Annotated in this window: 15 protein-coding genes; 5 read left to right on the plus strand and 10 right to left on the minus strand. The window is 58.3% G+C overall.

The genetic code is table 11. The features are described from left to right. Positions 1-529 precede the first annotated feature (529 nt). Positions 530-1,210, minus strand: a complete 681-nt coding sequence (locus tag K3754_RS14260; RefSeq protein WP_238936786.1) for an acyl-homoserine-lactone synthase — start codon at positions 1,208-1,210, stop codon at positions 530-532. A gap of 289 nt (positions 1,211-1,499) precedes the next feature. Between K3754_RS14260 and K3754_RS14265 the strand changes: the two genes are divergently transcribed. Beyond that, positions 1,500-2,843 carry a cell wall metabolism sensor histidine kinase WalK gene (locus tag K3754_RS14265; protein WP_203210473.1) on the plus strand — a complete coding sequence of 448 codons (1,344 nt, stop codon included), beginning with the start codon at positions 1,500-1,502 and terminating at the stop codon, positions 2,841-2,843. A 10-nt stretch (positions 2,844-2,853) separates the two neighbouring features. Here the strand turns inward: K3754_RS14265 and K3754_RS14270 are convergent, their stop codons facing one another. Together K3754_RS14270 and K3754_RS14275 are read right to left on the minus strand one after the other, a co-directional pair. Continuing rightward, positions 2,854-4,158 carry a hydroxymethylglutaryl-CoA reductase, degradative gene (locus K3754_RS14270; protein WP_259938149.1) on the minus strand — a complete coding sequence of 435 codons (1,305 nt, stop codon included), beginning with the start codon at positions 4,156-4,158 and terminating at the stop codon, positions 2,854-2,856. A 78-nt stretch (positions 4,159-4,236) separates the two neighbouring features. Next, entirely contained in the window at positions 4,237-4,566 is a 330-nt protein-coding gene (locus tag K3754_RS14275) for a hypothetical protein (protein WP_259938150.1), read from the minus strand. A gap of 222 nt (positions 4,567-4,788) precedes the next feature. Between K3754_RS14275 and K3754_RS14280 the strand changes: the two genes are divergently transcribed. Further along, positions 4,789-5,799, plus strand: coding sequence for a LacI family DNA-binding transcriptional regulator (locus tag K3754_RS14280; RefSeq protein ID WP_259938151.1), 1,011 nt, complete (start codon positions 4,789-4,791; stop codon positions 5,797-5,799). A gap of 85 nt (positions 5,800-5,884) precedes the next feature. Here K3754_RS14280 and K3754_RS14285 read toward each other — a convergent pair whose 3' ends face one another. The 5 genes from K3754_RS14285 to K3754_RS14305 form a co-directional block, all read right to left on the minus strand. Then, the gene (locus K3754_RS14285; protein WP_259938152.1) at positions 5,885-8,329 is read right to left on the minus strand and encodes an FAD-dependent oxidoreductase; all 2,445 of its coding nucleotides are present in this window, start codon (positions 8,327-8,329) and stop codon (positions 5,885-5,887) included. Next, positions 8,326-9,222, minus strand: a complete 897-nt coding sequence (locus K3754_RS14290; protein WP_203210468.1) for a phosphotransferase — start codon at positions 9,220-9,222, stop codon at positions 8,326-8,328. Before K3754_RS14290 ends, K3754_RS14285 begins: the two co-directional genes overlap by 4 nt. Further along, on the minus strand, positions 9,219-11,252 hold the full coding sequence (locus K3754_RS14295) for a proline/glycine betaine ABC transporter permease (RefSeq protein WP_259938153.1): 2,034 nt from the start codon (positions 11,250-11,252) through the stop codon (positions 9,219-9,221). Before K3754_RS14295 ends, K3754_RS14290 begins: the two co-directional genes overlap by 4 nt. Beyond that, positions 11,249-12,277: a glycine betaine/L-proline ABC transporter ATP-binding protein gene (locus tag K3754_RS14300; protein ID WP_203210466.1), complete on the minus strand. Its 1,029-nt coding sequence runs from the start codon at positions 12,275-12,277 to the stop codon at positions 11,249-11,251. The genes K3754_RS14295 and K3754_RS14300 overlap by 4 nt, the downstream gene beginning before the upstream one ends. A 79-nt stretch (positions 12,278-12,356) precedes the next feature. Then, positions 12,357-13,298, minus strand: a complete 942-nt coding sequence (locus K3754_RS14305) for an ABC transporter substrate-binding protein (RefSeq protein WP_259938154.1) — start codon at positions 13,296-13,298, stop codon at positions 12,357-12,359. A gap of 217 nt (positions 13,299-13,515) precedes the next feature. On the opposite strand from K3754_RS14305, the gene K3754_RS14310 reads away from it, so the two are divergent. Continuing rightward, positions 13,516-14,307, plus strand: a complete 792-nt coding sequence (locus K3754_RS14310) for a DeoR/GlpR family DNA-binding transcription regulator (protein ID WP_259938155.1) — start codon at positions 13,516-13,518, stop codon at positions 14,305-14,307. 10 nt (positions 14,308-14,317) lie between these two features. Then, positions 14,318-15,076 carry an inositol monophosphatase family protein gene (locus K3754_RS14315; RefSeq protein WP_259938157.1) on the plus strand — a complete coding sequence of 253 codons (759 nt, stop codon included), beginning with the start codon at positions 14,318-14,320 and terminating at the stop codon, positions 15,074-15,076. On the opposite strand, the gene K3754_RS14320 is transcribed toward K3754_RS14315, so the two are convergent. Then, positions 15,077-16,006: a choline/ethanolamine kinase family protein gene (locus K3754_RS14320; RefSeq protein ID WP_259938158.1), complete on the minus strand. Its 930-nt coding sequence runs from the start codon at positions 16,004-16,006 to the stop codon at positions 15,077-15,079. 14 nt (positions 16,007-16,020) lie between these two features. Further along, positions 16,021-18,444, minus strand: coding sequence for an FAD-dependent oxidoreductase (locus K3754_RS14325; RefSeq protein WP_259938159.1), 2,424 nt, complete (start codon positions 18,442-18,444; stop codon positions 16,021-16,023). Between the two features lie 102 nt (positions 18,445-18,546). On the opposite strand from K3754_RS14325, the gene K3754_RS14330 reads away from it, so the two are divergent. After that, positions 18,547-19,305, plus strand: a complete 759-nt coding sequence (locus K3754_RS14330; RefSeq protein WP_259938160.1) for a DeoR/GlpR family DNA-binding transcription regulator — start codon at positions 18,547-18,549, stop codon at positions 19,303-19,305. Positions 19,306-19,310 lie beyond the last annotated feature (5 nt).

The raw sequence follows: 19,310 nt of genomic DNA on the forward strand, positions 1-19,310 counted from the left end.
TTCCGTCTGGCCCGTCCAGCGCCCCGTTTGAGCGTCACCGCTCGTCCGGTAAGGGGGGTTCTAAGGTTATGGATCAAAACCCGCAAGCGCTTTTTACAAGAAAAATGAAGTTTTTGCGAAATTTCATCAGAAGTGTATAATTTCAATTACTTACGTCCAAACTCTCGCGCAAAAACCCGCTGATCCAAGAAGATTTGCGGCTTTACCCTAGGGGAGGAATGGGTCTGCTAGCGGCCCCTTTGAGGTTATCCACAGGGATATGCCCTTTTTGAGAGGAGACTCACGTTCAAATCCCCCAGACTCACCCCGCGGCGCAGCCCGAATCCCGCCAGATGGCCCAAACTTGATTCCCTTAAGTGCGAATACGGTGCCCCCCTGCCCCAAGAGCCGGATGAGCTGGATGACCATGTATAGGAGGAATGGCCCTTACAGTGGCGGGCCGCCGACAGGTTCGTGCCAGCCGCGCCCCAGCAAAACCACTGGTCTTTATACTATAGTAAAGAGTGAGCGGCGCGGACGCGCAGGCCGTCTAGTTGGAGCGCACGCCGACCCGCATCATTGCGGCTTGGGTCCGGTCGCCTTCGATGCTCAACAGTGGACCGACCGGAAACGCGCTCATCCCGATCCGCTTCATCCAGCGTTGGAACACCGCCGGAACAATCCCGATGATATGCGATATGCCAAGCTCCTGCGCGGAGAGGGCCATCTGCTGCATCAAGATTGTCTGGATCTTCAGCCGGCGGTCAGAGCTGACGTTGTGAGAGACAAACAAACGTGTGGCCTCCCAGATGTGTTCCTTGACCGGCGCTTCCATAAACAGAAGGTCCGACGGAATATCGGGCAACATCCCCAACTGCGCGTCGCGGATCATATAGGTATAGGCGCCACAACGGGCGGTGGTCGGGGTCAGCCGGATGCCCGCGAGGATCTCACCATATTCATGCAAAACCACACAGCGGCTGAGCGGGGTGTCGTACTGGTCAAATTCCATCCCGTCGACCTCGGGCAGTTTCCAGCCACGACCCACGATGAAAGTCTCATGCCGGGCCCGCAGATAGCTGGTGAACAATTCGCCATGCAGATGCAGATTGTGAATCGATATGGTGCTGGCCCGGACATGGCCATCCACGATGACCGGCCCCTCACCCAGCCGCGCACCGCGTGCAGGCTCCGGCAATTGTGCCGAAAACGTGCCCGATGCAATTGGCAACTCCGGCCGCGCAAGATCGGGAAAGACCCTTTGAGCCTTAGAATATTGAGTTATCCGCTTCTCCGCAGTCACGCCTAATGTCGCCCCGTCTTCGCTCAAACATCTTTAGGTTGAGTGCAATGACCCCATTCACGCCACAATTGCACCTTACTTTGGTGTTTGTCTAGTTGCTAAGTGGTATGTGCAGAACCATTTTTGTGTCTGCAGCTCTGAAACAACAGAATGGCTCACAACAATGTACGAGAGCGGGCAAATATCAGATCAGCAACACCAGGATGGGGTTGCAGAAATGCTGACCTATCAGCTGAAGGATTATGCCAAGGCTGGTCTGGGTCTGTTTTGGCAGCGTCAGGCGATTTTTGGCTCTGCACTTTTGCTGGAGGCATATTACTACAGCCCCCTGATGGCCGCCTTTACCCTGTGCCTTGTGATCGCATCAGAGATCTTCGATTTCATGTGCTTTCGCCGGATCATGCAGCTCAATGACTATTCCAGTGACCGCGAGGCCTTCACCTGCCTGATGCTGGTCCAGATCGGCACAGTGGTCAGCGCCGGCATTATCGCATTTTTTGCCCTGTCCATTTCTTTGGCTCAGGGTCCAACCACCCATTTCATGCCGCTGTTCTTCTTGTTCGCGGCCGCGCTTTTCGCCGCGATGAACAACCACCAGATCCTGTCACTGATCGTGATGCGCCTGTTGATTTATGGTGTGACGTTCCTGTTTATCCCGGTCTGGGATATCTGGCAGACCAGCGCACCTTTGCATTCCGAACTGTGGGCGCAGTTCTTTACCAGTATCTTTGTGGTCTATTTCATCATTGATTGCTCGCGCATCTATATGAAGTTCTACGAGCGCAACCGCCAGCAGCTGCAAAAGCTGCAGATCGAACATGAGACCACCAAGAACGCCCTGCGGTCGAAGTCCGAGTTTCTGGCCACCATCAGCCACGAATTGCGCACACCTCTGACCTCGGTCAAAGGCTCGCTTGATCTGGCATGTGCAGGTGCGCTTGGCCCGATGCCTGACAAATTGCAAAACGCCTTGGGCATCGCCCAGCGCAACGCGTCACGGCTGCATGCCTTGATTGCCGAACTTCTGGACCTGCAACAGATTGAGTCGGGCAAGATGTCGTTCTCATTTGAAACCGTCAAAGCCGATACTGTGATCCGCCGCTGTGTGGCCTCGCTGGAACCTTATGCAGATGGTCTGAATGTGCGTTACGTCCTGGGCGATATGCCGGACGATGTCTATGTGAGCGCAGACGAAGCGCGATTGGAACAGGTTGTGACCAACATCATGTCCAACGCGGCGAAATTCTCGTTCGAGGGCGGTGAAGTTGAAATTTCCATGGTCGCCACGGATGACAAACTGCGCATTTTGGTACGTGATCAGGGGATTGGCCTGGCAACTGCAGACAAGGAAAAGGTCTTTGACCGCTTTAGCCAGCTTGATTCCTCCGATCAACGCCGCGCAGGTGGTACAGGTTTGGGGATGAACATCTCCAAAAAGATCGTCGAGGCCCATGGTGGCACAATCGATTATGTTCCGAACCCGGACAAGGGCACGACCTTCTTTGTCGAATTTGACCGCGCCGCGATGCCTGCTGAGGTTTACGCCGCCGAGGCAAGCTAGGGCAGAACAATCAACCTGCGGCCAGAATGGCTTTGGCCGCAGTGACGTTGATCTCACCGTTGTGCACCAACATCCTGGCGACCCTCTCCACATCCGGCCCTTTGGCGCCAGCAGTGATGGCGATATTTCGGGCATGCAGTGCCATATGCCCCTTTTGAATGCCTTCGGTCGCCAGCGCCTTGAGCGCGGCCATGTTCTGCGCCAGCCCCACCGCCGCGCAGATCTCGCCCAATTCCTGCGCAGAGGATATATTCATCAACCGCAGCGCCGCCTGCGCTGCCGGATGGGTGCGGGTCGCGCCGCCGACAATGCCCACGGCCATCGGCATCTCCAGCGTTCCAACCAAAGTATCGCCATCCGCCAGTTCCCAAGTGGTTAAAGCACGGTACTGGCCAGATCGCGCCGCAAAGGCATGTGCGCCCGCCTCGATCGCTCGCCAGTCATTGCCGGTTGCCAGAACCACCGGATCAATGCCGTTCATGATCCCCTTGTTGTGGGTCGCCGCGCGGTAGGGGTCGATCAGTGCCAGCGTGCAGGCCTCCACAATGCCCTGCGCCACATCGCGCCCATTCAGCGTCTTGGTGTCCAAGGCTGCAAAAGGCAGTTCTACCCGCGCATTGACCAGCCGTTTGTCGGCAAGGTTGGACAATATCCGCAGCCGCACCTTGCCGCCCGTGATCTCTTCGACCATCGGCGCAAGGGTTTCCGCCATCGAGTTGACAGCATTTGCCCCCATCGCATCACGCACATCGACCAGCAGGTGCAGCACCGCCATCGGGCCGATGGGCGAGGTTTCAAAGATATGCACCTCAATGCCCCGGCATCCGCCGCCCAATTCCACCAGCACCGGATCGCAGGCATTGGCCTGCGCCACCAGTGCCGCCTCCTGCGACAGAAGCTGCGCACGAGCCTTTGCAACGTCACCCAGTTCAAGGATCTGGATTTGCGCCCGCATGATCGGCGCGGTGCTCTGAACGATAAAGCCGCCGCAGGATCGGGCGATCTTGGCCATATGGGAGGCCGCAGCCACCACAGACGGCTCTTCCACCGCCATTGGCACCAGAACCTCGCGGCCGTTCACGATAAAATTAGTCGCCACGCCCATGGGCAGTTCGAATGTCCCGATCACATTCTCGATCATTGCATCCGCCGTACCGGGATCAAGCACCCCTGCCCCGGACAATGCCTCGATGTCCGCAGCCCCCAATCCGGCTGCTGCTCCCACCCGGTTCAAGCGATCTTGCGGCGCAAGATCACGCAACCCTTCGATGCGCGAGGACAACAGTTTACCTTTGTGGTGATTTTTGGAATTCATGATGTGCCTTTGAAATCTGGGAACGGCCAGCGCCATCATCAGTCAAAATCAAAGGGATGCAACTATGGCCTCGTGATCCTACCGCTGGCTCAAGTCCAGACCATCAAGCCGGTGCATCTCGTGTTCGATCTTGGCAGAAAGCGACAACAGGCCAATGACCTCCTGTTCGGGAATCCGCGTCGCAAAGGAATAGGCAACATCTTCGATCAGTTTCGACGCCAGCATCAAGCCTTCGGTAGAGAGCAGCGGATGAAACTTTGTCTCCGGATCGCCATTGTTGTCGGCGGTCGCCTGACGCTGCGCCTCAAGCGCGTGGCTGTAGAGGGAAATGCGTTGCGATTTGAATGCAATCAGATCTACGACCGAAGGCACCTCATCCGCCGGATCGTCCGGCTTGCGGGTCACCATCACATTTTCCTTTCCGAATTCAAGTATGCACTGTCTACGGAGGTAAAAAACTTTTCGCAAGGAAAAGAATGGATTACGTCAAAAACATGAAACAATTGCCTCAAAAATATGACACTCGCAATTTGTTCAATCCATGGTAGTTTGAAAGGGCAATCAGAACCTGCAAGCAGAAGCTGTGCACGTCTACTCTGCATTGTATCGCACCGGCTGCAAAGGATCGTTGTGACCAGAAAACGCGCTCGCATCGGGGACGTTATCAGGCTGACAGGGTTGTCCCGTGCAACCATTGACCGGGTTCTCAATGCAAGGCCCGGTGTCAAATCCAGCACCAAATCCAAGGTCGAGGCCGCGCTTAAGGAGTTGGGGTATGCCCCGGATGTCCTGACCTCGCGCGTGGCCGCGCAGCCTGCGGGGGTCGAGGTTTTTGTGCCCGTCGGGCCTAACCCGTTTTTCAAGGTGCTGCGCGATGGTCTTGAGGCCGCGATTGACCTGTTCAAATACACCAATCTGACCATCCGTTTCCGCGAATTTGATCCCTATGATTCCGATACCCTGTCGGGTCAGTTGCGCCGGGTGAAATCGGATATTGCCGCCGTAATCGCCGTGGGCGTCGAAGCGCCCGAGGTTGAAGCCGCCCTTGAGGCGCTGCAAAGGCGCGGCATCAAAGTGCTGACCTTTGTATCTGATACGCCCCGCGCCAAACGCACCGCTTATATCGGTCAAGACAACCTTGCGGCGGGACGCACCGCAGGGCGGCTGATGCTGGGCGCGCTTGGCGACAGGACAGGCACCCTTGCGGTCATGCTCAGCAACTTCCAGTTTCGGCACTTTCTGGACCGGCAAGCAGGGTTTGGGCAGATCTGCGCTGCGTTGCGCCCGGGTCAAGCCGTGACGACCACGCCGCCTTTTGGCCAAGACCCCACGCGGTCGGCGACCATTATGAAAGATCTCGCTCAGGCCCATCCCGATCTGGCCGGTATCTATATCGCCGGTGGCAGCCAGCCCGGTGGCCTGGCCACATTTGCGCAATCGTTTGACCCCGCGCCGGTGATCATCGGGCATGAGGTGACACCCTTCAGCCGCGAAGCCCTGCACAGCGGGCTTTTCCGGTTTGTGATCTCTCATGACACCGTTGATATGGGTCGCAAGGCAATTCGCGCGGTTTTGGCCGATGAGCTTCCCGCATTCATCCCCAGCCCGATCAACATTCACGTGGCAGAGAACCTGCCGTGAAAAAGGGGCATCCGCGCGGGTGACCAACCCGTGCGACATGCCCCTTTTTCGGATCGCGCCCACCTTCAAAGGGCGCGAACCGATGTCATGCTTTGACACGCTCCATTCTGGGATCATAAAGCGGCGCTAGGCTGACTTCGGCTTTGACACGTTCTGTGGCCACCTCCAGCTCATAGTCTCCGGCCATCACATCTTCGGCCGTCAAACCGCCATCCATGCGCACGTAGCCCATGCCAATGGATTTGTTCACGTGATGCCCAAAGCCGCCTGAGCTGAGATAGCCGACCCGCACGCCGTCGCGATAGATCGTCTCGCGGCCAGACAGGATCACATCGGGATCGGTGGTGAAGGTCGCGAGGATCTTGCGCAACTGTCCGGCCCGCTGCGCCTCAACCGCCGCGCGGCCTTTGAAATCGATATTCTGTTTCATCTTTACCGCCCAACCCAGACCGGCCTCGTCCGGTGTGTGATCAGGACCAATGTCCGACGGCCATGCGCGGTAGCCTTTTTCCAACCGCAGGGTTTCAATCGCGCGGTAGCCTGCATCGACAAGGCCATGTTCCGCGCCCGCCTTGTGCAATGCCTCATAAACCGTGGTGGCATATTCAACAGGCAGATGCAGCTCCCACCCCAGCTCACCGACATATGTCACACGCAGGGCATTCACCGGACATCCCGCTATGCCGATTGTCTTGGCCGTGCCAAAGCGGAACGCATCGTTGCTGACATCATCGCGGGTGACCGCCGCAAGGATATCCCGCGCCCTTGGCCCCATAAGAGACAGAACAGCATTGGATGAGGTGATATCGAACAGCTGCGCGTTCATGCCTGCAGGAATGTTGCGCGAAATCCAGTCAAAGTCATGGGTGGCATAACCGGTGCCGGTGACGATGTAATATTCATCCTGCGCCATGCGCACCACGGTCAGGTCACATTCGATCCCGCCGCGATCGTTCAGCATTTGTGTGTAGATCAGCGATCCAACCGGCCGCGCCACGTTGTTGGCCGCGATCCAGCCCAAAGCCGCCTCTGCGTCCGGGCCTTTGAGGGTGAACTTGGCAAAGGAGGTTTGGTCAAACAGCACCGCTGCCTCTCGGGCTGCCTTGTGTTCGCGGCCCACCGCATCGTGCCAATTGGGGCGCTGGAAACTGTAGATGTCTTTCTGCGCCTCGCCTGCCGCAGTATCGGCAAACCAGTTGGGCCGTTCCCAACCCAGCTTTTCGCCAAACACCGCGCCCTTGGCCTTGAGATGTTCATAGAGCGGGGATTTGCGGCAAGGGCGTCCACTGTCATGTTCTTCGGACGGCCATGCCATTGTGTAGTGTTTGCCATAGGCCTCAACCGTGCGGGTGCGGATCCAATCGTCGTCAAAATGCGGGCGACCAAAGCGGCGGATGTCCACGGGCCACAGATCATAGGGCGGCTCGCCCTTGGCGACCCATTCGGCCAGGGCCATGCCTGCGCCACCACCGGCGGCAATGCCGTAGGCGTTGAAGCCAGCGCCAACAAAAAAGTTTTTCAGCTCCGGCGCTTCGCCCAGAATGAAGTTGCCATCTGGGGTAAAGCTTTCCGGCCCGTTCACCAGTTGCTTGACCCCTGCGGTTTGCAGGGCGGGCACCCGGCCCAATGACAATTCAATCATCTGCTCAAAATGGTCAAAATCACTGTCGAGCAGGGTATAATGGAAATCCTTGGGAATGCCGTCCACGGCCCATGGTTTCGGGTTCGGCTCATAACCGCCCATGACCAATCCGCCGACGTCTTCTTTGTAATAGGTCAAGCGGTCCGGATCACGCAGGGTTGGCAGATCGGGTGTCACTCCCTCGATCCGTTCCGTGACCATGTATTGATGCTCCATCGGGACAAGGGGCACATTGACCCCTACCGATTTGGCAAAGGTGCGGGTCCATTGGCCGGCACAGGCGATCACAATGGGCGTGTCGATCCGGCCCTTGTCGGTCTCGACGCCTTTGATCACGCCGCCTTCAACATCCACGGACAAAACCTTGGTGTCTTCAAAGATCCGCGCACCGGCCATCCGGGCGCCTTTTGCCAAGGCTTGGGTGATGTCGGACGGGTTGGCCTGCCCGTCCGTGGGCAGGTAGGCCGCGCCGATCACGTCATCGACCTGCATCAACGGCCACAGATCCTGCGCCTCTTTCGCGGTCAGAAGTTGCATGTCCAGACCAAAGGAATGCGCGGTGGTCGCCTGCCGCTTGACCTCGGTCCAGCGTTCCTCGTTACAGGCCAGCCGCAGACCGCCGTTCATCTTCCAGCCCGTGCCAAGGCCGGTTTCGGCCTCCAGCGTTTTGTACAAATCCACCGAATAGCCCAGCAACTGGGTGATATTCGCGCTGGAGCGCAACTGACCGACAAGGCCCGCCGCGTGAAATGTGGTGCCGGAGGTCAGCTTTTTGCGTTCCAGCAGAACCACCTCCCAGCCAAGCTTGGCCAGATGATACGCCGTGGAACAGCCGACAATGCCGCCGCCAACGATGACGGCCTGCGCCGTTTTTGGAAAGTCACTCATGATTGGCCTCTTGCAGGGAATTGGGTGGCATAGGCCTGTCGGTAATTGGACAGGTTTTCTTTGGAATAGCTGGCATAGTCGAACTCCAGCGCTGAGGTGATTTCGGACACCATGCTCCACATGGTTTCGCGCAGCAGGGAGGCGCATTTCATCGCACCATAGCGCCGCATCAGATCGGCATCGGGCGCGGCGTCAAAGTAGCTGCGCAGCATCAGCGCCTCTGCCTCTGGCTCAAGTCCGGCGTTGGTGGCCAGACCGCCCAGATCAAACAGGGGCGTGTTGAACCCGCCATATTCCCAGTCAATCAGCCAAAGCCGGTCCGCACCGCGCAGAATATTGGCGGGCAACAGATCATTGTGGCCCAGCACCAGATCGATCTTGCCGACCGCCGCCTGCAGTTGATCGGCCTGCGCCATCAAATCCGGCAGAAGGGGCCGGTGGGATGATCCGTTGGCTTCCAGAAACGCAGCATAGCTGCGCAGGATGTGAAACACATGGAACGACAAAACCGGCCCTGTGACCTGTGCCTCAACATCGCGGTGCATGGCGCGGATCATTTTGGTCACGTCCACCAACAGCGCCGGATCATGCAGGTCTTCTGCGGCGAGCGGCGCGGCATCAACAAATTCCAGCACCATCACCCCTTGTTCAAAGTGATGGACCGCTGGCGACACGCCCGCCTGCGCGGCGGCCCGTGCAATCGACAGCTCGTTCCAACGCATGACCCCGTGTTCCAGAATGTCATCGCCCAGCCGGACCACGAACTTGCGCCCCTGATCCTCGACCGTGAGGTTCACGTTGGTGATCCCGCCGCCCAACGCCTCGATATTTTGCGGAGCATCAAAGCAGGGCAGAGCGCCCACCCGAGCCAAAAGTTCGGCAGATACAGTCATTCCAATCCCAATCTTTCGCGTGATTGACGCGCCAGCGCGTTGACCACCCGGTCTGCAATGATCGCAAGGAAGGCAACGCCAAGTCCGGCGACGATCCCCTTGCCGACATTGGCCTTGGTCAGCGCGATATAGACCTCTTGGCCCAGATCACGGGTGCCGACGAGCGCGGTAATCACCAGCATTGACAGGGCCAGCATGATGGTCTGGTTCAGCCCCAGCAAAAGCGACGGCGCAGCCAGTGGCAGTTTGATCCGGCGCAGCAATTGCCAATTGGTGCAACCGGCAACCTTGCCCGCCTCGATCAGTTCGGGGTCAATGCTGCGGATGCCATGGGCGGCGTAGCGCACGGCGGGGGCCAGCGCATATAGGACAATGGCAATGAGCGCGGAAAAATCGCCGACCCGGAACAACATGATCACCGGGATCAGGTAGACAAAACTGGGCAGGGTTTGCAGGGTGTCGATGATCGCCCCGATGACCGAGTTGGCCCGCGCGTTTTGGCCCGCCCAGATGCCCAAGGGAATGCCGATAACGCTGGCCAAAAGAACCGCAACCGAGGTCAGGTAGATGGTGATCATCGCCTTGTTCCACAGGCCTGTCGCCGCAATAAACAGCATCATCGCCGCCGCCAGAAGCCCCAGACGCCAACCGCCCGCACGCCCTGCGGCCAGCCCTGTCACCACAACACCAACCGGCCAAGGAATGCCGCCAAAGAATTGTTTCACCGGCAGCAACAGCCAGGTCAGCAAAAAGGTTTTCACCGCGTCGATGGCATCAAAGAAATTGATATTGATCCAGGCAATCGTCGTTTCCCAGATCGTACCGGTCGTCAGCGCTTGTTCGGCAGGGTAGACACGAAAGAACGGGATGAACAGGCTGGCCAGCGTGGCACAGACAATGACCGCAATTGTGGCCGTCACCCAAGGGTAACGCTTTGGCAAAGGCAGGCTCAGGTCGGGTTGCGGGCGCAACTGGCGTTCGGCAAAAGCCTGGCTGAGCCGGTCCAGCGCGATGGCCATGACCACAATGGCAAACCCGGCCTCAACCCCGCCGCCAATGTCCAAGCGGCGCAGCGAGGTCAGCACGTCATAGCCCAGCCCCCCTGCCCCGATCATCGAGGCAATGATCACCATGTTCAGAGTCAGCATGATCACCTGATTGACGCCAACCATGATCGACGGCAGCGCCGCAGGCACCATAACCTTCCACATCAACTGGCGACGTTTGCAGCCCATCATCTTGCCCGCTTCGATCAATTGCTCTGGGACAGACTGCAAGGCCACCGTTGTGTTGCGGACCATTGGCGGCATGGCATAGATCACCGTCGCAATCAGGGCCGCCACCGGGCCAAAGCCGAACAGAACAAGGATCGGCACCAGATAGGCAAACACCGGCACTGTTTGCATCAGATCCAGAACCGGCCGCATCAGCCGTTCCATCCGTGCGGACCGATAGGCTGCAATGCCAAGCAAAAGACCACCCACCGCCCCGATGGGCACCGCGATGAGAACCGATGCCAGCGTGACCATTGCGCTGTCCCATTGGCCAAAGATGGCGAGATAGGCAAAACAGGTGCCGACCAGCGCGGCCAGCTTCCAGCCACGGGCGTATTTGGCCAATGCCACAAAGACAAAGATGATCGCGATCCAGCTCAGCGCGGGCACAATCTCGACCGCCTGCTGGCCCTGACCTTTGGCAAAGCCATCCAGTAGCAGCGACCGCACCAGATTATAGGGCGCTTCAATCAGGCTGGCGATGAACCGCGTGACATCGCGAAAGGTAAACCAGCCGAAACTCAGATCCTCCACCAGCCATTTGGTGAAATCCGACAGCCAGTCGTCCACGGAGATCTGGTAGGCTTTGGGAAAGCGTACGATCCAACGGGCATCCAGCGCCTTGTACAGCGCAAAGGACCAGGTTGAAGCGGCCCATGTGACCGCCAAGAGGATCAGCCAGAACAGCCGTCCACCGGTCAGCCACCGCGCCTTGCCGCCCTTGAGAGGGGGATGATCTGCCACTTGATCCGTCATTTGGCGTTGCGCCCGATCATAACGGAAATCGCGGTTTGGGCATCCACTGCGCCGATCACCGTGCCGTCTGCCTCAACCACTTTGAACGGGTGCGCGGCGGCATCGATTTGCTCCATCGCTTCGGCCACGGTCATGCGGGCGGGGAGATCACCGGCATAGGTGGCATCCGGGTCCACCGGCACCGCGATGGAGCGTAACTTGACCACCTTGGAACGGTTCACGTGGCGCGTGAACTCGGCCACGTAGGGCGTAGCGGGGTTGGTCATCAATTCCTCAGGGGTGGCGGTCTGTTCGATCCGCCCGTCCTTCATCACCGCAATCCGGTCGGCAAGGCGGATCGCCTCGTCAAAGTCGTGGGTGATAAAGACGATGGTTTTCTTCAGCATGGATTGCAGGCGCAAAAACTCGTCCTGCATCTCGCGGCGGATCAAGGGATCAAGCGCCGAAAACGGCTCATCGAGAAACCAAAGGTCGGGTTCAGTCACCAAGGATCGGGCGATCCCGACACGCTGTTGCTGGCCACCAGAAAGCTGGCGCGGGTAATAATCCTCGCGCCCTTTCAGACCGACGGTTTCGATCATCTCATGCGCGCGTGCCTCGCGGGTGGTGCGGTCAACGCCCTGAACATCCAAGGGAAAGGCTACGTTTTGCAAGACTGTCAGATGCGGCAACAGGGCAAAATGTTGAAACACCATGCCCATCTTCTTGCGACGTATCTCGATCAAATCCGCCTCGGAAATGGTCAGCAAATCCTGACCTTCAAAATTGATCGCCCCGGCGGTCGGTTCAACCAATCGCGACAAACAACGCACCAGCGTCGATTTGCCCGAGCCGGACAGGCCCATGATCACAAAAATCTCGCCGTCTTCGATCTGCACATCCACGCCGCGCACCGCGCCGATCATCTTGGCCTTGGCCAGATCGCCATCACTTGGCGCCCCGTTGTGAGCGGTCAGAAAGGCATCGGCCTGCGGGCCATACAGCTTCCAGACGTTAGAGCAATCCAGCATAACGTTACGCGACATCCGGCGTGATCCTGTGACATGAGAAAGGGGTGTTTGGTCCGGGGCGATGCGGCACCGCCCCGGAGAAGTTCAGGCGGGTTTAGTTGATCCAACCCTGCCAGGTGCTTTCGTTGTTGGCCATCCATTCGGCCACAACCGCGTCAACGGTTTTGCCGTCAAGATCGACCGCGCCAACCATGGCGCCCATTTCATCACTGGTGATATGGAAATCATTGATCGCCTCGGATGCGCCGGGCCATTTGTCGGCCACGCCGGACCAGGCCACCTTGAAGATCTCGCCGCGCGGCTTGCCGCAGTCATAGGCGGCATCTGGATTGAGACCCACAGATGGGTCCGCATAGCATTCTTCCGAATAGGGCGGGAATTCCACGAATTTGCCGTCATATTTGGACGGTGCCCAATGTGGGGAATAGATCCACAGGACAATCGGATCTTGCCGCTGATAGGCCGCCTCAAGCTCTGCAAATAGCGCGGCATCCGTGCCCGCGTGAACCACTTCGAAATCCATCTCAAGCGCTTCGATCCGCTCTTCATCAAAGCCGCCCCATGTGACGGGACCGCCCAGATACCGGCCCATCGGGGCGGTTTCGGCTGTGGCAAATTCGCTGGCACAATCGTTCAACGCTTCCCAATCGGGCAAGCCGGGGCAGCGTTCTTCCATATAGGCCGGATACCACCATTCCTCGATGGCCTTCATGCCGGTTGGGCCTGCGCTGACCACGTTGCCGGTGCCAATCGCTTCGTCCATGGCCTCTTTGCCGGTGGTTTCCCAGATTTCCATGGCCACGTGCAGATCGCCGGTTTTCAATCCGGCAAATTGCGCGATGTAATCGGCCTGCACATATTCAACATTATAGCCCGCCTTTTTCAGCACCTCCCCCATCAGGGTCGTGGTGATGATCTGGCCGGTCCAGTCATGGGTGGTCAATTTGATCGGGTCAGAAGATTCAACGTCCGCAAATGCGCCCGCGGTCGATAGCGCGAGAGCAAGTCCCGCAGCCGTCAGTTTAGATGTAGTCATCGTCAGCCTCCTTGCTGGTCTGCGCCCGGTGCGGCGTTTTTGTCTCTGCATCACGAGCTTCCCTTAATCTCCCTGAAAAAACACATAAAGCAACAACAAATGTGGTTATCTGGAAAAAAATGTTGGATTTTGAGGTTTTTTGTTGTTTCACTTGCCTTAACGTGGCGTGATATGCCTAAATGAAAGTCACCTGTCCCCTTAGAAGAAATGCCCTGTCATGGACCCGCTCGCCAATCACCGCCAACAGGAAATCATGGATGCGCTGCGCCGTGCGGGTGGATCGTTGCGGGTGGGCGCCATCGCGTCAGAGTTGAATGTCACCAGCGAAACCGTGCGCCGCAATTTGCGGTCTCTGGTTGAGGGCGGCTTGGTCGAAAAGATGCACGGCGGCGTCCGTCTGAACGTCGCGGATCAAGACCAGGAACAGCAAGAAGAAGGCACATTCAAACAACGCTTTAGCGAGAACATCGACGCCAAAAAGGCCATCGCGCGATCTGTGTGCAAGCTTATCCCCGACGGGGCGTCGCTGTTTCTCGATATCGGCAGCACCACGGCCCATATCGCCGATGCCCTGCGCGAGCGTCATCGCCTGACGGTTGTAACGAACTCCATTCACGTGGCATCCAAACTGGCGATGCGAAATGACAATTGCGTCTATATGGCGGGCGGACGTTTGCGCAGCCATGACGGCGGTGCCTTTGGCCATGCGGCGATGGATTTTGCGGCAAACTTCAACACCGACTTTGCCGTTATGTCCTCCGCCGGGATCACCGCCGGACAGGGATTCGCGCTGTTTGATCTTGAAGAGGCGCAGTTTTCACGGCTGATTCTCCAGCGTGCGGGCACCCGGATCATGGCCGCTGATTCCAGCAAGTTTGGCCGGGAAGCCCCGATTCTGATCGGTGATCCGACACAGGTTGATATTCTCGCTACGGACCAGCGCCCGCCCGAGGATCTGAGCAAAGCCTGCGCCGGATGGGGTATTTCCATCCATACGCCGCAAACATAAGGACACCCCGATGATCAAGTCAGAAGCAGTGCGCATCGCGCATGAGGCCAGCGCCGTGGCGATGAAGTATTTCCGTGCGCCTTTGGACATCATCGAAAAGGCCGATGACAGCCCGGTGACAGTGGCCGATCGCGAGACCGAAAGCTATATCCGTGCGGAACTGGCGAAGGTGTTTCCCGATCATGCTATCTTTGGCGAGGAACACGGGATCTCCGGATCATTGGACGGCCCAAGCTGGATCATTGATCCGATTGATGGAACACGATCTTTTATCACCGGATCGCCGCTGTTTGGCATGTTGATCGGCCATCTGGTGGGCGGCGTGCCGCAATTGGGCCTGGTCCAGATGCCCGCCCTTGGCGAGACATTTGTGGGTCTGCGCGGCGGCACAGCCGAATGCAATGGCACGCCCATTCATTGCCGGTCCACCACACAGCTTGATCAGGCGATGGTCTATATCAACGAGGCGGAGCGTATTTTCTCCCATAACCCTGCCCTTTTCGGGCGGCTTTGCCGGATCGGCCACACGCGCCGGATGGCCTATGATTGTTACCCCCACGCCATGGTCGCCGCCGGGCGCATTGATGCGGTGGTGGATTTTGGGCTGGAGCCTTATGATTATCTGCCCTTGGTCAGCCTGATCGAGGCCGCTGGCGGCGTGATGACAGATTGGGAGGGCGCGGCCCTGACGCTTGGTTCCGACGGCCGGGTGGTGACGGCGGCAACGCCGGAGCTGCATCAGGCGTTGCTGGCCCAGATCACCGGCTGATCAACGCGCCGCGACCGCCGCCACATGCGCGTCGAAATCAGGGTTGTCCATCAAGGCGCGGCAGCGTGCAAATCGGCCCGTGGCATAGGCCCAGAAATCTTCGGCATCATTGCCATCCGCATGCTGGATCAATCCCCATAGGGTCCACAGCAGATCGCACATCGCCTTGTAGATCACCACACGGCCCATCTCCTCGTCCGTGGGCGCGCGGCCAAAATAGCCTTGCAGTAGCTCTGCCTCTCTCTCCGCGTCCATCTCGGCCTCCACGGACAGGTCCCCCACATCCCACAGCGGGTCGTTCATGCCCGAATATTCCCAATCCACGATCCACATCTTTGTCCCGTCATCGAGAAAATTCTCGGACAAAGGATCACAATGGCAGGGGGCAAGCGGTGCAGGATGGGCGGCCAGCGCTGCCTTGACCGGTTCAGCCGCCTTGACCACATCGTGATAGCCATCGGGCAGGTCCACATCCTTGGTCGACAGGATTTTGAGGTAGTCGTCGATCATCGCAAACAGCTCAAACCGGAAATCAAAGGTCTCACCCGAAGTGTGCAATTGGGCCAGTGCCTTTCCGGCCCGCTCTGCCGCGCCGGGAATGGTTTTGAAATTCTGCGGCGTCATGGTGGTAATGCCCGGTACGGCCACCGAAATCATCACGCCGGTCTTCGCATCAGCCCAAAGAACCTCTGGTGACACCCCCGCGGCATGGGCCGCATGGGCGTTGGTGATCTCAACTGCGCGGTCGATATACTCTTCGGTGCCATCACCGGGGATACGCACGATCACACTGCCCGCCGCACAATCGACGCGGTGTACCAGATTGGTCAGCCCCCCGAGCCGCGTGATGGTGCAGTTCTCTTCGCTCAAATCGGCATAGGCTGGCAGCACCTTCAGTTGCTCCAACACCCGCGTTGCATGTTCTGTCATATCCTGCCCTCCCCTTAGGATTTCAATCGTGTGTTTTCTGGATCGTACAACGGCCCCTCGACCTTGGCGATGGGATGGCGCTGGCCAAACACCTCAACCTCAAAATCGGTCTCATCCCATAGCGCTTTGTCCAGATAGCCAAAGAGGATGGTTTTGCCGGCGCTATGCCCAAACCCCGCCGCTGTCGCTAGAGAGACTGTTTGCCCGTTATGGATGATGGTTTCCCCCCCATAAAGCGGCAGCCTGGCCTCCGTCACAAAGGTACACAACCGGCGCTTTGGCCCGTCCTGCTTTTGCTGCGCCAAAACCTCGCGGCCGATGAAATCTCCACCTGATTTCAGATGCACCCGGAACCCGAGCCCCGCCTCAATGGGGGTGTAATCGGGGGAGATGTCACCCGACCAGTAGAGATACCCCTTTTCCAGCCGCAGACTGTCGATCGCGCGGTAGCCGACATTGCAGATGCCCTGTCCCTGTCCCGCCTGCCACAGTTGGTCATAGACATGTGCGCCAAATTCGGTCGGCACATGCAATTCCCAGCCCAATTCGCCAACAAATCCGATACGCACCGCCCGCACCGGTGCCGCGCCAAGGGTGATGTTTTGGGCCGTGCCAAAGGGGAAAGCCGCGTTTGACAGGTCTTCCTCGCAGATCGATTGCAGCACCTGTCGCGATTTGGGACCGCAGATATTGATCACCGCGCGGGCCGAGGTCACTTCGATCAAATGACAACTGCCATCTTGGGGCATGTGGCGGCGGATCCAATCGGCGTCATGCACGCCAAAGCCCGACCCGGTGACGATATAGAAATGATCTGCGCCCAACCTTGTGATGGTCAGATCCGCCTCGATCCCGCCCGCCTTGTTACACAGCTGCGCATAGATGACGCTGCCCTCCGGCTTGTCCATGTTGCAGGCGGCAAGATGCTGCAGCGTGTCCAAGGCGGAAGGGCCGAACATCTCGAACTTGGCAAAGCTGGATTGATCTATCAGCGCCACACCTTCGCGCACCGCCTTGTGTTCCTGTTCGGAAAACTGCTGCCAGCCGGGATTCAGAAAATCGAGCTGGTCCACGGGGTCCACCCCGTCCGGTGCAAACCACAAGGGCCGCTCCCAGCCGTTTTTCGATCCGTAGACCGCGCCCTTTTCTTTCAGACTTTGATAGAGCGGCGACAGACGCAGCTGCCGTGCGGTTTCATGTTCCTGACCGGGATAGCGCATTTTGTAGTGATGCGCGTAATGTTCCACCGCGCGGGGATACATGAATGCGCGGCTGCCGTGATGCGGGCCAAAACGGCGCACGTCCAGCGGCCAAAGATCCAATGATGGCCGTCCTTCAATGATCCATTCCGCAATCATCTCGCCTGCCCCACCACCTGCGGCAATGCCATAAAGGAACCCGGTCGCCATCATCAGATTGTCAAAACCCGGTGCCCAGCCCATGACAAAATCACCATCCGCCGAATAGGGGATCGGCCCGTTGATCACCTGCCGGATGCCCACCTCGTTGAGCACCGGAGTGACCTCGGCGGCCAGTTCGGCCAGCGGTCCAAACCGGTCCAGATTGTCGGGCAACAATTGGCGCACAAATTCACCGGGAATGCCGGTGTCACCAAACGGCAAGGTGCCTTCTTCATAACCGCCAATGACCAGCCGCCCGCCTGCGTCTGGCTTGTAATAAACCAACCTTTCGGGATCACGCAGGGTCGGCAGACCTTTCACCAATTCGGGCTGCGGCAAGGGTTCGGTGACGATATACTGGTGCTCAACCGCGCAGGCCGGCACCTTGATGCCAAGCTTTGCGCCCAGCTCCCGGCTCCACATGCCTGCGGCCATGATCACCGTATCGGCGCTATAGCGCCCTTGATCGGTGATGACCTGGGAGATCTTGCCCTCTTCAACGATGAAATCCTCGACCTTTTCGCCCTGGCGGATATCCACGCCCATTCTGCGGGCGGCGGCAGCGATGGTCTGGCACAGGCTGGCCGGGTCCACATGGCCGTCCGACGGGATATAGGCGGCGCCCTCCAAACCGGTTGCGTCAATATAGGGGAACAGCGCCTTGGCCTCTTCGGCGGTGATCATCGACATTTCCAGGTCGAAACTGCGAGCCATGGTGGTCAGGCGTTGCGCCTCAAGCAGGCGTTCCTTGGTCGCCGCCAATCGCAGTGATCCGACTTTTTTCCAGTCAAACGCCATGCCGGTTTCCACCTCAAGCGCATCGTACATCGCAACGGACCGTTTAAGCATCCGCGTGGTGTTGCGCGAGGATCGCAACTGTCCCACCAACCCCGCCGCATGCCAGGTCGCCCCTTCGGTCAGCGATGCCTTCTCCAGCAGGACGATATCGGTCTCGCCGTTCTTGGCCAGATGATAGGCGGTGGAACATCCGATGATGCCGCCGCCGATGATGAGATGTTTTACGTGATGTTGTGTCATGTCGTTCCGCCAGATGAGTCTCTCTCAGCATGACGATAAATCAACACAAAACAACATTTTTTGTCGCTTTCCCCAAAACGAAAATTGTAATATACAGAAAACATGGGAAAATATGATCAACAAATAGCGAACATCGTCGCTTTGCGGGGCACTGTCTCGGTGACGGATCTGGCACGGATGCTGGACGTGACCGATCAAACCGTGCGCCGGATCATCAAGCCGCTGGTTGATCAGGGGCATATCGAAAAGCTTCACGGGGCCATCCGCGCCGTGGGCAACCCACTGACCGCCCCTTTTGCCGCCAGGATGGAGCAGAACCGCACCGCCAAGGCCAAGATCGCAGATCACATCGCCGACATGATCCCCGACGGCGCGTCTGTTGCCATCGACACCGGCTCAACAGCGGCATTTGTGGCCCAAGCCCTGCAAAAACGTCAGGATCTCACCGTCGTCACCAACTCTGCCTATATCGCCAGCACCTTGGCCCTGATCCATGGCAATCGGGTGTTTATGGCCGGCACCCAATTGCGTGATTATGACGGCGCGTCCTTTGACCGAACAGCCTTTGAGGTGATTGAGCGGATGCAGGTCGATTTTGCCATCCTGACCGCCGCTCAGGTCGATCCCGTGCAAGGCATCCGCGTGGCAGAGCAATGCGAATATGACATCTCGGTCGCCATGTCCGGCATTGCCCGTCAAACGATCTACGCCATCGACAGCAGTAAATTCCTGCCTACAACAGCATTGGTTGGGCTTGTCCTGCCCCCTGCGGGTGGCACGCCGATGATTGTGACCGAAGCCGCACCGCCGGAAATGGACGCGGCGACCAAGCAGAATTTCAAGCTGCAACTGGCTGAATAGGCTGG

The sequence above is a fragment of the Sulfitobacter sp. M368 genome (assembly GCF_025141875.1).
GTDB classification, from domain to species: domain Bacteria; phylum Pseudomonadota; class Alphaproteobacteria; order Rhodobacterales; family Rhodobacteraceae; genus Sulfitobacter; species Sulfitobacter mediterraneus_A.